The sequence below is a fragment of the Streptomyces sp. NPDC059900 genome, assembly GCF_050270335.1.
Taxonomy (GTDB): Bacteria; Actinomycetota; Actinomycetes; order Streptomycetales; family Streptomycetaceae; genus Streptomyces.
In genome coordinates this window covers 20,072-35,788 of sequence record NZ_JBNNJZ010000036.1, presented here as the reverse complement: position 1 = coordinate 35,788, position 15,717 = coordinate 20,072, and the positions used below count along the sequence as shown (strand labels likewise).

Here is a 15,717-nt window from a genome sequence, read left to right as displayed (position 1 = left end):
GAACATCAACACTCACGACGCCGCGCGCAACATATTTAAATACTAGGCGCAGGGCGGCACCCTCCTCGTCTCCTACTTCTCCGGCATCGTCGACGAGCACGACGCCGTGCACCCCGGCCCCTGCCCCGGCGCCCTGCGCGACGTGCTCGGTCTGACCGTCGAGGAGTTCTCACCGCTGCTCGACGGCCAGAGCGTGCGCATCACGGGCCCCGAGGGCGCCGGACTCACCGGCGACGTATGGACGGAGTTCGTCGTGCCCCGCGGCGCCGAGACCGTTTGGACCTACGCGGACGGCCTGGCCGCCGGGCATCCCGCCGTCACCCGGCACCGGCTCGGCGACGGCACCGCCTGGTACGTCTCGACGCGCTTGAGCGCCCGCGACCTGGACACCCTGCTCGCCGCCGCCTGCGCCGACGCGGGCGTCTCCGAACGTCCCGAACTCCCGCGTGACGTCGAGGTGGTGACCCGGACGGGCGACACCGGCACCTATGTCTTCGCCATCAACCACTCCGATTCCGACGCCAAGGTGCCGCTCGACGCGCACGGCACCGAACTGGGCACCGGCGAGCGTGCCGCGGGCCGCCTCGCGGTGCCCGCGGGCGCGGTCCGGGTCGTACGCCTCGACGGCTGACCCGGCCCTCAGACGGCCGGGCGGGTCCGTGGGGGACCCCACCCGGTCCGGTGGCGTCGCGCCGATCGCTTCGGGCGCGGCGCCACCACCTCCTCATCACCCCTCATCACCCCCACTCCACGTACCGCGAAGTCGAAGGGACATCGACGATGCACGGAAACGGAACACCAGGGCCGCACGGAACACGCGGCTCACGCGTCACCCGCAGAACCGTCTTGGCGGCCGCACTCGGCGGCGCCGCGCTCACGGCCCTGCCCGCCCGCACCGCGAGCGCCGCCGCCACCCTCGCCAACGGCGGATTCGAGAGCGGCACCACCGGCTGGAGCACCTACGGAACCTCCGCCGCCTCCTTCGCGGAGGCGGGCGGCCGCACCGGCGGCGGGCGCCTGTCGCACTGGTCGGCGTCGGCGTACCGGGTCGAGACGTACCAGTACCTCACCGGCCTCACCAACGGCACGTACACCCTCACCGCCTGGGTCCGCTCGAGCGGCGGGCAGAAATCCGCCTACCTGGCCCTCAAGAGCGGCTCCACCGAACAGCGCACCGACCTGCCGCCCACCCCGAACGGCACATGGATACGCCTCGTCACCTCCGTCACGGTGACCGGCGGCGCGTGCACCGTCCGCCTGTACTCCGACGCGCACGCCGGGAACTGGGCGAACTTCGACGACATCACCCTCACGCCCGGATCGACCGGCCTGCCGCTCAAGGGTGCCGACATCTCCTCGCTCAAGAAGAGCGAGGACTTCGGCGGCGTCTACCGCAACGCGTCGGGTGCCAGGTCGGATGCCATCGCCGTGCTCAAGTCCGCCGGGATGAACTACGCCCGGCTGCGCGTGTGGGTCGACCCCGCCGACGGCTACTGCGACAAGGCGCAGGTCCTGGCCGTGGCCAAGCGCATCAAGGCGCACGGCATGAAGCTCCTCGTCGACTTCCACTACTCCGACACCTGGACGGACCCGGGCGCCCAGACGATCCCGTCGGCCTGGGCGGGACACTCCTACGCCCGGCTGAAGAGCGACGTCCACGACCACACGTACGACGTCCTGAACGCCCTCAAGGCACAGGGCACCACCGCCGACATGGTCCAGATCGGCAACGAGCTGAACGGAGGCATGCTCTGGCCCGCGGGATCGACCTCCGACTGGTCGCAGCTCGCCGGTCTCCTGACGGCCGGAGCGACGGCCGCGAAATCCGTCTCGTCGAACACTCTGGTGGCCCTGCACCTGGCCAACGGCGGCGACAACGCCCTGTACCGCACCTGGTTCGACAACGCGGTCTCCCGCAAGGTGCCCTTCGACGTGATCGGCCTGTCCTTCTACGGCTACTGGCACGGAGCGCTCAGCGATCTCCAGGCGAACATGGACGACCTCGCGGCGCGCTACGCCAAGCCGCTCTACGTGGCCGAGACGGCCTATCCCTTCCGCCTGGACAGCGACGACGACTGGGAGGACGTCATCGACAAGACGGAGGAACTCGTCGGCGGCTATCCGGCGACCGAGGCGGGCCAGGCGGCCTGGTTCCGCGACATCCAGAGCGTCGTCGAGGCGGTCCCCGCCCGCCGCGGCCTCGGCGTCTTCTGGTGGGACGCCACCTGGACGGCCGTCGAGGGCAACGGCTGGGACCCGACGGACCCCTCGACGGGCAACGCGTGGGAGAACCAGGCGCTCTTCGACTACGACGGTGTGCCCACCGAGGCCATGAGCGGCTTCACGCACCGGTGACGCGGGGCAGAGCTCAGGCCCGCATCACCAGGCGGTCCACCGCGGGATTCCCCGAGCCGTAGGCGACCGGCACAAGCTCGCCGACCCCGGTCGCGTACAGCGCCTGTTCGAGTCCGCTCACCAGGTGCTGTACGTCGACCGGCGGGCGGACCACCAGGCGCAGGAAGCGGCTGGAGCTGCCGATCTTGTTGCCGCATTCGCGGACCAGGATGCCGTGTTCGGTGAGCAGCCGGTCGCGCAGAACCACACCGTCGATGCCGTCGGGCAGCCGCACGTACACGAAGTTGCCCTGTGAGGGATAGCTGGTGAGCCCGGGAAGGCGGCCGAGGTGCCAGATCATCTCCTGGCGGTCGCGGCGCACCTGACGCAGGCTCAGGTCATAGGCGTGGCGGTGCTGCTTCAGCATGAACACCACCGTCTCCGCGAAGGAGTTGAGGTTCCACTTCGGCAGCGCGGCGCGCACTCTGCCGGCCAGGCCCGGATTGGCGACGAGGTAGCCGAAGCGCACGCCGTGCAGACCGAAGTTCTTGCCGAGGCTGCGCAGGACGATGACATTGGGCCGCAGGACCGCCTCGTCGGCGACGCTCGACTCAGGACCCGCGTCGGCGAACTCCAGGAACGACTCGTCGACGACGACCAGATCGAGGTCCTGGAGCGCGTCGAGCAGCGCGAGCACGGAACGGCGCGGAAGCATGCCTCCGTCCGGGTTGTTGGGGTTGCAGATGACCGCGGTGCGCGAACCCCGCGAGCGTACGAAGCCGACGAAGGTCCCCGGATCGAGCACGAAGCCTTCGGACTCCGGGAGCAGGAACATGTCCACGCGCTTGCCGGTCTCCATCGACTGATCGGTCCACCGCCCGAACGTGGGCACGGGCACGGCGAGCGCGTCGCGCACCAGCAAGTGGTCGATCCAGGTGATGAGTTCGGTCGATCCGTTGCCCATCACGACGGTCTGCGGATTGAGCCCGAGCACGGCACTGAGCTCGGCGGTGATGGTGTCCGCGCCGCTCGGGTAGTACGTGAGGATGTCGCGAAGCCGCCCGCCGAGCTCCTCGTACATCTCGGGCGTGGGGAAGTACGGATTGCACGGGATGCAGAAGTCGACGAGCGGCTGTCCGCTGTGCGCGGCCGCCCTGTTCAGCGCGGAGTACGAAGGGGTGTGCGCGGTGGACGCGCGGAAGAGAGCGGTGACGTTGCCCGCGTCTGCCATGGGAGGCCTCCGGATGGGGGAGGTGGTGTCCCCCGTACATACGTACGCGGGCGCGCGCATGCTCAACCAGGGGGGCGCGAGAGGAGATTGAGCCGGCGGTCGCGGTCCGAGGGGCGGGTCAGCTCGCCGGAATCCACACCCGCATGGCGCCGTCCTGCCGGTTCGCCCACGCGTAGTACGGCACCGCCGTCAGCTGCGTCTCGCGTCCCTCCGATCGCAGGCGGCCGACGGCGGTCACGACCGTGATGCCGCCCAGGAGGTCCGGGCGGTTCTCGGCGACGGTGCGCGCGGTCGGCGCGAGCGTCACGTCGTCGAGACGCAGGCCCGCTTCCTGGTCGACGCTCTCCAGGCAGTACACGAGGGGCCCGCGCTCCACGGCCAGGCAGCCGCGGACCGCGTCCACCCGCGGGTCCGGCTCCCTGAGCCGTACGTCGAGGGCGAGGTCGAGGACGACGCGCTCGCCGGGGCGCCAGCGGCGGCGGATCCGCAGCCAGCCGGGGTCCGTCTCGGTGCGGTCCTGCCGGTCCGGCGCGGTCACCGTGAACTCGGCGCACCAGGAGGGGATGCGCAGCGAGAGGGTCCAGTCGCGGTCCGCCGGTGCCGCGTCGACGGTGACCGTGACCCGGCCCTTCCAGGGGTAGTCCGTCTGCACGGTGACCGCCCCGCCGCCCGCGCCGTCCGTCGCGTAGGTCCCCGTCGCGTACTGGTGCAGTTGCAGGCCCTGCCCGTCGCCGCTCGCCGCGTAGTGGGGCAGCGAGGCGAGCAGGCGCATCACGTTCGGCGGGCAGCAGGCGCAGCGGAACCACGGCGTGCGGCGGGCCGTCCCGTCGCCGGGAAGCGGCTCGTGGTCGTCGCGCACCTGGAGCGGGTTGACGTACAGCCAGCGGTCGCCGTCCAGGGAGACACCGGACAGGAAGCCGTTGTAGAGGGTGCGTTCGACCAGGTCGGAGTAGCGGGTCTCGCCGGTGAGCAGCGCCATCCGCCAGGACCATTGCACGGAGGCGATGGCCGCGCAGGTCTCCGCATACGCCCGGTCGGGCGGCAGCTCGAAGGGCTCCCCGAACGCCTCGCCCTCGTGCCGTGCGCCGACCCCGCCGGTGACATACGTCTTCTCGGCGGTCATGGCGTGCCAGAGCCGCTCCAGGGCCTCGCGCAGCGACGCGTCGCCGCTCTCCATGGCCAGGTCGGTGGCCCCGGCCAGGAGGTACAGCTGCCGCACGGCGTGCCCGGTGACCGTCGGCGCCTCCCGTACGGGCAGATGGTCCTGCCAGTACGCCGGGCCCGGATCGCGGCTGCGGTCGGCGTTCCCGGCGAGCAGTCCGTGGCCGCGCCGGTCCGTGAAGTGCCCGGCGAGATCGAGGAAGCGCCGCTCCCCGGTCTCGCGGTACAGCTCCACCAGGGCGGTCTCGATCTCCGGATGCCCGCAGATCCCGTCGTGCTGCTTCTCCGGCTTCTTCCCCGGTTCTTTCCCCGGCTTCTTCCCGGGCCCGAAGACGGAGTCGATGTATGCGGCGAACCGGACCGCCACGTCGAGGAGTTCGCGGCGTCCTGTGGTCCGGTGGTGTGCCACGGCCGCCTGGATCAGATGGCCCGCGCAGTACAGCTCGTGGCCCCAGTCGAGCTCGCTCCAGCGGCGTTCGGGGCGGGCGACCTGGTAGTACGTCTGGAGGTATCCGTCGGGGTCCTGGGCCGCGGCGACGAGCGACACGAGCCGTTCCACCTCCGCGGCGGGACCGTCGTCGCCGGGATCGTCGGCCAGCTGCCAGGAGGCGGCTTCGAGCCACTTGTGGACGTCGGAGTCCTGGAACGGGTAATCCCCGCTGAAGGTGCCGGAACCCTCCGCCGCCGCACGGAGGTTGGCCAGATTCCCCGCCTGTTCGAGGCGCCCGGGCCCCTGCGGGATGCTGACCGAGGCGTTGATGTGCCGCCGGGCGGCCCAGAAGCCGCCGGTGATGCGTGCCGATGCCGCCGGGCGCAGGGCGGTGTGCGCGTGCGCACGCAGACGGATCGGTCCCGGGGGTATGGGCGGGGGCGTGAGATCGGGCATGCGTGCCATTCCCTCTGTGCCATGTCGTGCCGTGTTGTGCCATGTGTGTTCGGTATCTGGAACATCGTTCGGCGAATTGCTGCCGCCGACGCTACCCCGGACGGCCGGGCGCGGGGGAGGGGTCGACCGCATCCGGGGCTCCCGCACGACCGCCGCTCCCCGGCCGCGGCTCCTACGATCAGGGCCATGAGCCCCCGCCTGCTGATCTACAGCCGCACGGCCGCCTACCGGCACGCGTCGATCCCCGCCGGGGTCGCCGCCCTGCGCGAGCTGGCCGGGGAGAACGGCTGCTCCGCCGACGCGACCGAGGACCCGGCCGCCTTCGAGCGGGACCTGCCCGGCTACGCGGCGATCGTCTTCCTCTCCACCAGCGGCGACGTCCTCACCCCTGCCGGACGGGCCGCGCTGCGGGCACACCGGTCGGCGGGCGGCGGCTTCCTGGGCGTCCACGCCGCGGCCTGCACCGAGTACGACTGGCCGTACTACGGCGAAATGCTCGGCGCGCGCTTTGCCCGCCACCCCGCCCACCAGCCGGGCCGTCTGATCGTCGAGGACCACGCACACCCCGCCACCGAACACCTCGCCGCCACCTGGGAGTTCACCGACGAGTGGTACGACTTCGGGAGCTCGCCGCGCGGCGCGGTGCGGGTCCTGGCGTCGGCCGACGAGGCCAGTTACGAGGGCGGCGGCATGGGCGCCGACCACCCCCTGGTGTGGTGCCACGAGAACGGCGGGGGCCCGGTGTTCTACACGGCACTCGGGCACGCCGAGGAGGCCTACGCGGACCCGGACTTCCGCGCCCACCTCCGGGGAGCCCTGCGCTATGTGACAGGGCGGTAGCCGCCGTCCTGCCCGGAAGGCGGGAAAGCGGCTACCGTCCTCGCCGTCAGATCTGGTTCTCGCCCCCGTCGACATAGACGTTGGCGCCGAGCATGAAGCTGCTCTGGTCGGAGGCGAGGAACGCCACGACCGCGGCAACCTCCTCGGGGCGGCCCATCCGGCCCAGCGCGGTGTCCGTGGCGAGCTTCGCGCGCACGTCGGTCGCGTTCTCCTCCCCGAACAGATTCGTGATGCCAGGGGTGTCGACCGGACCCGGCGAGATCGCGTTGACCCGGACACCACGGTCCTTGAGCTCGTTGGCCCAGGACCGCGCGAAGGTCCGGACGGCGGCCTTGGACGCCGCGTACAGACCGAACGCCTCCGCGCCGTTGTCGGCGGCCGTGGAGGCGTTCAGGATCACCGAGGCGCCGTCGTTGAGCAGCGGCAGCGATTTCTGGACGGTGAACAGCGTGCCCCGCACGTTGATGCCGAAGATGTGGTCGAAGTCGTCCTCGGTGATCTGCTCGAGCGGCACCAGCGAGGCGGTCGCCGCGTTCGCGAAGACCACGTCCAGGCCCCGGCCCCGGGCGCGGACCGCCTCGTACAGCCGGTCCAGGTCCGCCGGGTCCGCGATGTCTCCCGCCACCGCGGTGACGCTCGCCGCGCCGATGGTCTCGACGGCCGCGTCCAGTTCCGTCTTGCGCCGGCCGGTGATGAACACGTGCGCGCCCTCCGCCGCCAGGCGTACGGCGCTCGCCAGGCCGATCCCGGTGCCGCCGCCGGTCACGACCGCGGTCTTGCCTTCCAGCTGTCCCATGCGAATGACCTCCACAGAAATATGTATCGATCGGTACGGAACGAGACCGTAGCATGGTTCGGGACCGGTCGGTACAGAAGGAGTAGGATGCGGTTCATGGGAACGCAGCAGAAGGCGCCGGTCGGTCGGCCGAGGGGTTTCGACGCCGAGGAGGCCCTCGAACGGGCCATGCGGCTCTTCTGGGAGAGGGGCTACGAAGGCGCCGGCCTCACCGATCTGACCAAGGCGATGGGCATCACCCGCACCAGCATGTACGCGGCCTTCGGCAACAAGGAGGCCCTGTTCCGCAAGGCGCTCGAGCGCTATACCGAGGGGCCCGCCTCCTATGTGGCCCGGGCCCTGGGCGAACCGACCGCCCGGCAGGCGGCCACCGCTTTCCTCGACGGCTGCGTGCGGGTCACCACCCGGCCCGACTGTCCCGCGGGATGCCTCGGCGTCCAGGGCTCTCTTGCCGCCGGCGACGCCGGGCGCAACGCCCGCGAGGCCCTCACCGCCTGGCGCAACGACGGCGTCGATCAGCTGCGCGACCGGTTCCGGCGAGCCGTCGACGAAGGCGACCTGCCCCCGGACACCGACCCCGGACTCGTCGCCCGCTATCTCATGACCGTGTCGAACGGCATCGCCGTCCAGGCCGCGAGCGGTGCCACGCGCGAGGATCTCCAGCAGGTGGCCGACATGGCCCTGCGGAACTGGCCGCCCGCCTGACGGCCGGCGGAAGCCGGCACCGGAGCGGGCGGACGCCCGGCGGACATGCGTGAGCCCCCGCCTCGATGAGGCGGGGGCTCACGTCGGGGTGCTTAGAGCGTGCCCGAGGCGGAGATGGTGACCTCGGCCTTGGTGGCGCCCGACTGCGAGCCGAAGCTCTCGATCTTCTTGACGAGGGCCATGCTCTCCTCGTCCGCGACCTCGCCGAACACGACGTGCTTGCCGTCGAGCCAGCTCGTCACGATCGTCGTGATGAAGAACTGCGAGCCGTTCGAGTCGGGGCCGGCGTTGGCCATCGACAGGAGACCCGGCTTGGTGTGCTTGAGCTGGAAGTTCTCGTCGGGGAACTTCGTGCCGTAGATGCTCTTGCCGCCGGTGCCGTTGCCGGCGGTGAAGTCGCCGCCCTGGAGCATGAACTCCGGGATGACGCGGTGGAACGACGAGCCCGCGTAACCGAAGCCCTTCTCGCCGGTGGCGAGCGCGCGGAAGTTCTCCACGGTCTTCGGCACGACGTCGTCGAAGAGGTTGAACGTGATGCGGCCTTCGGGCTTGCCGTCGATGGTGATGTCGAAATAAGCCTTGATTGTCATGGTCCTCATCCTGTCATTGCTCCGGTTCCACCCGCCAACCGAACCCCCCTATGAGCCGCCCACATCCCCGCTGACCAGGTATGATGCCATCCGGTCAGTCGGTGTTGATCCTCATGAACGTGATCGAGTTCGCCGGGAAGGTGTACGAGAAGGAGCCGGACACGCCCTTGAACGTCGAGGTCACCGGCCTGACCGGGGTCGCGTCCTTGGTGTTCTCCGCGGCCGGGTCGGCGGCCAGCGTGGTCACCTGCGCGGTCCGCCGGACCCGTGTGCCGGGGCCGAGTCCGATCTTCGTGCGCGCATCGGAGCCCTGCGCGTTGACGACCTTGACGATCAGGTCACCGGTGGCCTTGTCCCGGGTGACGACCTGGCGGAACGGCTCGGCGGGCTTGTCGTCCGTGAAGGAACCCCACTTCTTGCCGTCGAGGAAGAGCGTCACCTGGCGGCCGCGCACCTCCACGCGCAGGTCGTAGGTGCGGCCCGTCTCGATGGCCGTCGTGTCCTGGACCATGGTCTGCTTCGCGCCGTCGACGGACTTCTCGACGGCTGACTGCGTGTTGTTCCAGCCGCCCAGGTTCCACCAGTAGTGGTTGCCGGAGTCCTTGACGCCGAAGGCGACCAGGAAGCCCTCCTTGCCGGACTTCTTGGTGGCCTTCACGCTCAGGTCGTAGTTCTGCCAGCCCGTGTCGCCCGCCGTGACCAGGGTGTTCTCGGCGGCCTCGTCGGACTGGACGTACGCGCCGTCCTGGACGGCCCAGGTGCCCTTGTCCGACGCCTTGGTCCACCGGCCGTCGCCGCCGGAGAAGTCGTCGGCCAGGAGTGTCTTGCCGTCCTCGCCGGTGACCTGCACGTCGTCGTACGCGGCGCTGGTCGCCCAGGTGGACAGGCCGACGGCGCCGGTGATGGGGCCGGAGGCGGCGGGGGTGCCGGACGCCGTGGACGGCACGACCTCGTCGCCGACGTTGCGCATGAAGAGCTTCTGCGTCTCGTAGTTGGCCGAGCCCCACGACTGGTCGTTGTCGTACCAGATCATGTTCGGTTTCCACTGCACGTAGTCCTCGTTGGCCAGCAGCGGGGCGTACGAGGCGAGCTTGACGACGTCCGCGTTGCGTTCGAGGCCGGTCATGAAGGCGGCTTCGGACAGGGCGTTGGAGAACTTGTTGCCCTGCGACGCGTACTCGCCGAGGAAGACCTCGGGGCCCTTGCGGTCGTAGGAGTCGTAGCGGTCGTTGTTCTCCAGGAACCACTGCGGGCTGTTGTAGTAGTGCTCGTCGACCATGGCCACGTCCGCGTCGCGGTTGAGCTGCCAGGCCTTGTCGAAGGTCGAACCGCTGTCGTCGGGACCGGAGTTGGAGATGACGGTGATCTCCGGGTGCTTCGCCTCGATGGCCGCGCGGAACTTCTTGAAGCGGGCGAAGAACTCCTCGGGGAGGTTCTCCTCGTTGCCGACCTCCAGGTGGGTGAGGCGGAACGGCTCGGGGTGGCCCATCGCGGCGCGCTTCTTGCCCCATTCGCTGGTCGCCGGGCCGTTGGCGAACTCGATGAGGTCCAGGGTGTCCTGGATGTGCCGCTCGAGCAGCGCCGGGTCGTCGGTGGCCTTGTTCTGGCCGCAGCCGGTCACCAGGGCGGGCACGACGGGCAGCGGCATGGCGCCGGTGTCCTCGGCGAACTGGAAGTACTCGTAGTAGCCGAGTCCGTAACTCTGGTTGTAGCCCCAGAAGTTGGCGTTCGTGGCGCGCTGCTCGACGGGCCCGATCGTGTCCTTCCACTGGTAGGAGCGCTTGCGCTGCCAGCCGGACTGCTCGTCGTACGCCTCGTGGGAGCCGGTGTTGACCAGGCAGCCGCCGGGGAAGCGCAGGAAGCCGGGGTTCAGGTCGGCGATCTTCTGGGCGAGGTCCTTGCGCAGGCCGTTCGCGCGGCCCTTGAAGGTGTCGCGGGGGAAGAGGGAGATCTCGTCGAGCGAGACGGGGGCGGTGCGTGATGCGACCGTGAGCCGGCCGGTGGCGGAGGTGCGTGCCGCGGTGAACGCGGCCTCGTACTTCGCCCAGCCTCCGCGTGCGGTGACGCGGCGCGCCGGGGCGAGGTCGCCCGAGGCGTCGCGCAGGCCGATGGTCAGCGGCGCCTTCTGCGTACCGCCGGTGCGGGCCCAGACCGAGAAGTCGTAACGCTTGCCCTTGGTGACCGCGAGACCGGTGTTGTAGCCGGAGTTGGTGACGGACGAACCGGCGCTCAGGGAAAGGTAGTTGCGGTTACGGGTGTTGAGACGGCCGTCGTCGTTCACCACCTCGGCAGATCCGGATGTGTCCCATGACGTCAGCGGCTTGTAGGCGGCGTTGTCCGCGCTGCTGTACTCGAACGAACGGTTCTGGACGAGCTCGGCGTAGAGGCCGCCGTCCGCCGCGCGGTTGATGTCCTCGTAGAAGACGCCGTACATCGAGTCGTCGATCTTCGCGCCGGTGCGGGTCGCGTCGATGTCGAGGGTGTAGTCGGTGGGTTCGGCCGCGGCGGTGGGTCCCGCGGCGAGCGTTCCGGCGAGCAGGGCGCCCAGGGTGAGCCCGATTCTCCATCGTCTGCGTGCCATGCGTACCCCAGTCCTCGTGAGTTCTGTGCGGTATCTCGACTGTCGGTATTTCGAACGCTGATCCGTGGGTCGAACGGCAACTTAGGTAGCCGGGAGCGGCGCGTCAACGTATTGCGCAGGAAGTGGCCGATGCGGGGCCCGGGGTTCGTGATCTCGAACAACTGCCGTGAAATTCCGGGGACTTCACCGCCGACTCTGTCCGAACCGTTGACGCGTCCCGTGTTCGACCTTACGGTCCGTTCGAAGTTGCGAGCAGCATTCGAAATATCGAACAGAAGTGAGCCGCAATGTCACCACCCCTCCCGAGCCGACGAGGTGTGCTCGGCTCCGTCGGAGCACTCGCCGTCGCGGGCAGCTTCGGACTCGCCGCCGCCAATCGCAGCGCTTCGGCGATCGCGTCGGACGCGGACGTACGGGTCCGCTACTGGAATCTGTTCTCCGGCGGCGACGGCGCCAACATGATCGCCATGCTGGACGCCTTCCGCGCCGCGAACCCCCGCGTCGACGTCAAGGACTCGACCCTCCAGTGGGGCAACCCGTACTACACCAAGCTCGCCATGGCGGCGGCCGGGAACCGCGCCCCCGACCTCGCGGTGATGCACATGGGCCGCATCCCCGGCTTCGCGCCCGGCCGGCTGCTCGACCCTTGGGACGTGCGGCTGCTCGCCCGGTACGGCGTGCGCGAGGCCGACTTCGACCCGGTGCTGTGGAAGCGCGCCGTGGTCGACGGCAAGCTGTACGGCGTCCCCCTCGACATCCACGCCCAGCTCTGCTTCTACCGCAGGGACGTGTGCGAGCAGGCGGGACTGCTCGGCGCGGACGGCGATCTGGCGCAGGTCACCTCGACCGAGGACTGGTTCAAGGCGCTCAAGGCCGCCAAGAAGGCGGTCAAGTCGGGAGCCGCCCACACCATCGGCATCAAGGCCGACGAACCGAACTTCTCCTGGTGGTTCTTCCTGTCGTTCTACACCCAGCTCGGCGGCACCTGCCTCAGCGCCGACGGCAAGGACGTCACCTTCGACACCGACAAGGCCACCGAGGTCCTTGAGTTCCTGCGCCGGCATCTGACCGACGGCTACTCCACCGCGATCGGCATCGCCGACGCCGAGGCCTTCGTCAACGGCTCCGCCTTCACCTGGGAGGGCAACTGGTCGGTGCCGGTCTTCAGCGGGGCCAAGCTCAAGTACGGCGCGACCCCGCTGCCGCCCGTCTTCGGCAAGCCCGCCACCCACACCGAGTCGCACTGCTTCGTCCTGCCGCACCAGTCGCAGCGCGGCGGCGCCACCAACGAGGGCGCGCACCAACTGGCCGCCTACGTCATCAAGAACGCCACCGCCTGGGCGCGCGGCGGCCACATCCCCGCCTACCTGCCGACCCTCGACGACAAGAAGTACCTGGCACTCGAGCCGCAGTCGCAGTACGTCTCGGCGATGGACCACATGGCCGTCGAGCCGCCCGCCTGGTTCGCCGGATCCACCGGACTCCTGGCCCAGCGCATCGGCCCCGTCATCACCTCCTCCAACGTCGGCTCCGCCAAGCCCGATGCCACGGCCCGCCGCATGAAGGACGTACTCGAAAAGCTGGTCGCCATGAAGAACCCGATGGAAGGCAGATCCGCCACCGAGGGAGGGTCCGCCGCGTGAGCACCCTCGACACCGCGGTCGCACCGGCCGCCGTACGGCCCGCTCCGGTCACGGACGCCGACTCGCCGCGGACGCGGCTGACCCGCCGCCTCCAGCACGGCGGATGGTTCGTCGCCCCGTTCCTCGTCCTGTTCGCGCTGTTCGTGCTGCTGCCGATCGGCCGCGGCCTGTGGCTGAGCTTCACCGACGCCAACATCTCCGGCACCGGCGAACGCTTCGTGGGCCTGGACAACTACCGCGAGGCCTTCGACAACCCGCTCATGTGGGACGCCCTGGGCCACAGCGCCTACTTCACCCTGCTGGTGGTGCCCTGCATCGTCGTCCTCGCGTTCCTCCTCGCGATCCTCGCCCACCACATCGAGCGCGCCAAGTGGCTCTGGCGGCTCTGCTTCTTCGCGCCCTTCCTGCTGCCGTCGACGGTCGCGGGCAACCTGTGGCAGTGGCTGTTCAATCCGGCCACCGGGATGATCAACCATGTCTTCGGCCTCGACACGCCCTGGCTGACCCAGAAGTCCACCGCCATGCTCGCCGTCGTGATCACCACCCTGTGGTGGACGGTCGGCTTCAGCTTCCTGCTCTTCCTGGCGGCGCTGCAGAACATCCCGCAGCACCTGTACGAGGCCGCCGCGCTCGACGGCGCCAATGCCTGGCACCGCCTCGTGCACATCACCCTGCCGATGCTGCGCAACATCACCGGCCTTGTGATCACCCTGCAGATCCTCGCCTCGCTCCAGGTCTTCGACCAGGCCGTGGTGATGCAGGACTTCGGTCCCGGCCCCGAGGAGAGCACCCGGACCTTCGTCCAGTACACCCTCGAAGAGGGCTTCACCGCCTACCGCGTGGGCTACGCCTCCGCGATCTCCATCATTTTCTTCGTGCTCATCGCGGCCGTCGCCCTCGGCCGGATGTGGCTCCTGCGCAAGCGTGAGGAGGGCGTGCGATGAGTGTTACGGCCCCGGGCAAGATCCCCGTACATAAGAAGAAGTGGACCCCGAGCCAGATCGTGCTCACGACCCTCGGCGCCGTCGTCTCCGCGCTCTGGATGACGCCGCTTCTGTGGGCCGTGTTCACGTCCCTCAAGTCCGAGACCGAGGCCGTCGAGGTGCCCACCCACTGGGTGCCCGAGGAGTGGACCGGCCAGGCGTGGAAGGCGCTCTTCGAGACCGGCAACATCACCAACTGGTTCGTGAACTCGTTCGTCGTCTCGGTCTGCGTCACCTTCATCGTGGTGTTCGTCAGCGCCCTCGCGGGCTACGGTTTCGCGCGCACCGAGTTCCGGGGCAAGAACGCCCTGCTCGGCCTGGTGATGGCGGGCCTGATGGTGTCGCCCGCCGTGCTGGGCGTGCCGCTCTTCACGACCGTCCAGTCCATGGGGATGGTCGACACCTACTGGGGCATGATCCTGCCGCAGTGCGCGCCCGCCGCGATGGTCTACATCCTCTACAAGTTCTTCCAGTCGATCCCGCACGAGCTGGAGGAGGCCGCCCGCATCGACGGCGCCGGACGCTGGCGGCTCTTCTTCACCATCGTCCTTCCGCTGTCCAGGCCCTCGCTCTCGGCCGTCGGGATCTTCACGTTCATCGCGTCCTGGAACAACTTCCTGTGGCCCTACATGGTGACCAACAACCCGGACCTGATGACCATGCCGAACGGCATCGCGACCGTCATGAACTCCTACGGCATCCAGTGGGCACAGCTCATGGCGGGCGGCCTGATGGCGGGCCTGCCCCTGGTCGTCGTGTTCGTCTTCTTCCAGCGCCAGATCATCAGCGGCGTCGCCCACACGGGCCTTGCCGGGCAATAGGCCCCTATTACCGTGCCGGTGAGGGCGGGGCGGTGGTCTCGCGGGTCACGAGCCGGTGACTGAGTACGGTGGCCGCCCCGCCGCCGGTCCCGGAGCCGTCGCCCGGCGCGGATCCGATGAGGTGGCGGGCGGCCATCGAGCCCATCTCGTACAGCGGGAGGCTCACGGTGGTCAGGCCGAGGGACTTGGCGACCGGGTGGTCGTTGATCCCGGCCACGGAGATCTCGCCGGGCACGTCGACGCCCGCCTGCCGCAGGGCGCCGAGCGCGCCGACCGCGACCTCGTCGTTGGCGGCGAGCACGGCATCGGGCAGCGGCCTGCGTGCGACGAGCCGCAGGGCCGCCGCGTGCCCGGCCTCGTAGTCGAATCCGCCCGGCACACAGGGCGCGCTCCCGCCGAGGCCGGCGTCCCGCATGCGGGCGAGGAACCCGTCCCGGCGCTGTCGGGTGACGGTCATCCCCGGCGGCCCCTCTATGAACGCGATCCGGCGGTGGCCGAGCCCGACCAGATGGTCCGTGGCCAGATGGGCGGCGGCGTGGTTGTCCACGGTGATCGTCGGGCAGCCGAGGTCGCGGTCGGCCAGTGAGACGGCCCGGATACCCTGCTCCCGTGCCTGGCGGACGGCCCTGACCAGATCCGCGTGGCGCGGGTCCTCGACGTAGCCGCTGCCCGCGAAGATCACTCCCGCGGCGCGGTAGTCGCGCATCGCCTGCAACCGCTCGATCTCCGTGGCGGTGCTCCGGTCCACGTTGGACAGCATGGTCACGAAGCCGGCCCGCGTCGTCACGTCGTCCACCCCACGGGCGATGACGGAGAAGTACGGGTTGACGATGTCGCTCACCAGAACGCCCACGAGACGGCTGTTGGGCGAGACCATGGCCCGCGCCAGAGCACTCGGCGAGTAGTCCAGCCTCTCGGCGGCCGCGATGACCTTGGCGCGTGTCTTCGCCGACACAGGATGGTCGGACCCGCTGAGCACCCGCGACGCGGTGGCCACGGCCACGCCCGCCGCCCGCGCGACATCCACCAGCGAACTCACTGACCACCCCCTGTGGGAAACGTTTGCCTCAACATGGCACGCGGAGCGCCCTGTTCGCAATGGCGGCGGGCAACTCGCTTCCTCCTGGCCTGAGTTAACCCCTTGAC

Annotated in this window: 12 protein-coding genes and 1 pseudogene; 7 read left to right on the top strand and 6 right to left on the bottom strand. The window is 69.7% G+C overall.

From position 1 onward, the window contains the following. Positions 1-52: 52 nt before the first annotated feature. Together ACQKIP_RS08525 and ACQKIP_RS08520 are read left to right on the top strand one after the other, a co-directional pair. A pseudogene (locus ACQKIP_RS08525) lies at positions 53-631 on the top strand (beta-galactosidase trimerization domain-containing protein); the annotation flags it as partial. Between the two features lie 149 nt (positions 632-780). Further along, positions 781-2,355, top strand: a complete 1,575-nt coding sequence (locus ACQKIP_RS08520) for a glycosyl hydrolase 53 family protein (RefSeq protein ID WP_427742588.1) — start codon at positions 781-783, stop codon at positions 2,353-2,355. A gap of 13 nt (positions 2,356-2,368) precedes the next feature. On the opposite strand, the gene ACQKIP_RS08515 is transcribed toward ACQKIP_RS08520, so the two are convergent. Together ACQKIP_RS08515 and ACQKIP_RS08510 are read right to left on the bottom strand one after the other, a co-directional pair. Beyond that, positions 2,369-3,565 carry a pyridoxal phosphate-dependent aminotransferase gene (locus ACQKIP_RS08515; RefSeq protein WP_365859765.1) on the bottom strand — a complete coding sequence of 399 codons (1,197 nt, stop codon included), beginning with the start codon at positions 3,563-3,565 and terminating at the stop codon, positions 2,369-2,371. Positions 3,566-3,683: 118 nt separating this feature from the next. After that, complete coding sequence (locus ACQKIP_RS08510; protein WP_427742585.1) at positions 3,684-5,621, bottom strand: glycoside hydrolase family 127 protein; 1,938 nt, start codon at positions 5,619-5,621, stop codon at positions 3,684-3,686. A gap of 177 nt (positions 5,622-5,798) precedes the next feature. Between ACQKIP_RS08510 and ACQKIP_RS08505 the strand changes: the two genes are divergently transcribed. Further along, a complete protein-coding gene (locus ACQKIP_RS08505; RefSeq protein ID WP_365859763.1) occupies positions 5,799-6,452 on the top strand; it encodes a ThuA domain-containing protein in 654 nt (217 codons plus the stop codon). A gap of 46 nt (positions 6,453-6,498) precedes the next feature. Here ACQKIP_RS08505 and ACQKIP_RS08500 read toward each other — a convergent pair whose 3' ends face one another. Continuing rightward, positions 6,499-7,248 (bottom strand): SDR family NAD(P)-dependent oxidoreductase, encoded by a 750-nt coding sequence (locus ACQKIP_RS08500; RefSeq protein ID WP_365859762.1) that lies wholly within the window; start codon positions 7,246-7,248, stop codon positions 6,499-6,501. Positions 7,249-7,344: 96 nt separating this feature from the next. Here ACQKIP_RS08500 and ACQKIP_RS08495 point away from each other — a divergent pair, with 96 nt between their 5' ends. Next, a complete protein-coding gene (locus ACQKIP_RS08495) occupies positions 7,345-7,953 on the top strand; it encodes a TetR/AcrR family transcriptional regulator (protein WP_365859761.1) in 609 nt (202 codons plus the stop codon). A gap of 92 nt (positions 7,954-8,045) precedes the next feature. Here the strand turns inward: ACQKIP_RS08495 and ACQKIP_RS08490 are convergent, their stop codons facing one another. Then, complete coding sequence (locus ACQKIP_RS08490) at positions 8,046-8,543, bottom strand: peptidylprolyl isomerase (RefSeq protein ID WP_365859760.1); 498 nt, start codon at positions 8,541-8,543, stop codon at positions 8,046-8,048. Positions 8,544-8,637: 94 nt separating this feature from the next. After that, complete coding sequence (locus tag ACQKIP_RS08485; protein ID WP_365859759.1) at positions 8,638-11,124, bottom strand: alpha-L-arabinofuranosidase C-terminal domain-containing protein; 2,487 nt, start codon at positions 11,122-11,124, stop codon at positions 8,638-8,640. Between the two features lie 287 nt (positions 11,125-11,411). Here ACQKIP_RS08485 and ACQKIP_RS08480 point away from each other — a divergent pair, with 287 nt between their 5' ends. The 3 genes from ACQKIP_RS08480 to ACQKIP_RS08470 are packed head-to-tail and all read left to right on the top strand — an operon-like array spanning position 11,412 to position 14,571. Next, positions 11,412-12,767: an extracellular solute-binding protein gene (locus ACQKIP_RS08480; protein WP_365859758.1), complete on the top strand. Its 1,356-nt coding sequence runs from the start codon at positions 11,412-11,414 to the stop codon at positions 12,765-12,767. After that, on the top strand, positions 12,764-13,711 hold the full coding sequence (locus tag ACQKIP_RS08475; protein WP_365859757.1) for a carbohydrate ABC transporter permease: 948 nt from the start codon (positions 12,764-12,766) through the stop codon (positions 13,709-13,711). Before ACQKIP_RS08480 ends, ACQKIP_RS08475 begins: the two co-directional genes overlap by 4 nt. Continuing rightward, on the top strand, positions 13,708-14,571 hold the full coding sequence (locus tag ACQKIP_RS08470) for a carbohydrate ABC transporter permease (protein ID WP_365859756.1): 864 nt from the start codon (positions 13,708-13,710) through the stop codon (positions 14,569-14,571). The genes ACQKIP_RS08475 and ACQKIP_RS08470 overlap by 4 nt, the downstream gene beginning before the upstream one ends. A gap of 7 nt (positions 14,572-14,578) precedes the next feature. Here ACQKIP_RS08470 and ACQKIP_RS08465 read toward each other — a convergent pair whose 3' ends face one another. Next, positions 14,579-15,610, bottom strand: coding sequence for a LacI family DNA-binding transcriptional regulator (locus tag ACQKIP_RS08465; protein ID WP_365859755.1), 1,032 nt, complete (start codon positions 15,608-15,610; stop codon positions 14,579-14,581). Between the last annotated feature and the right edge of the window lie 107 nt (positions 15,611-15,717).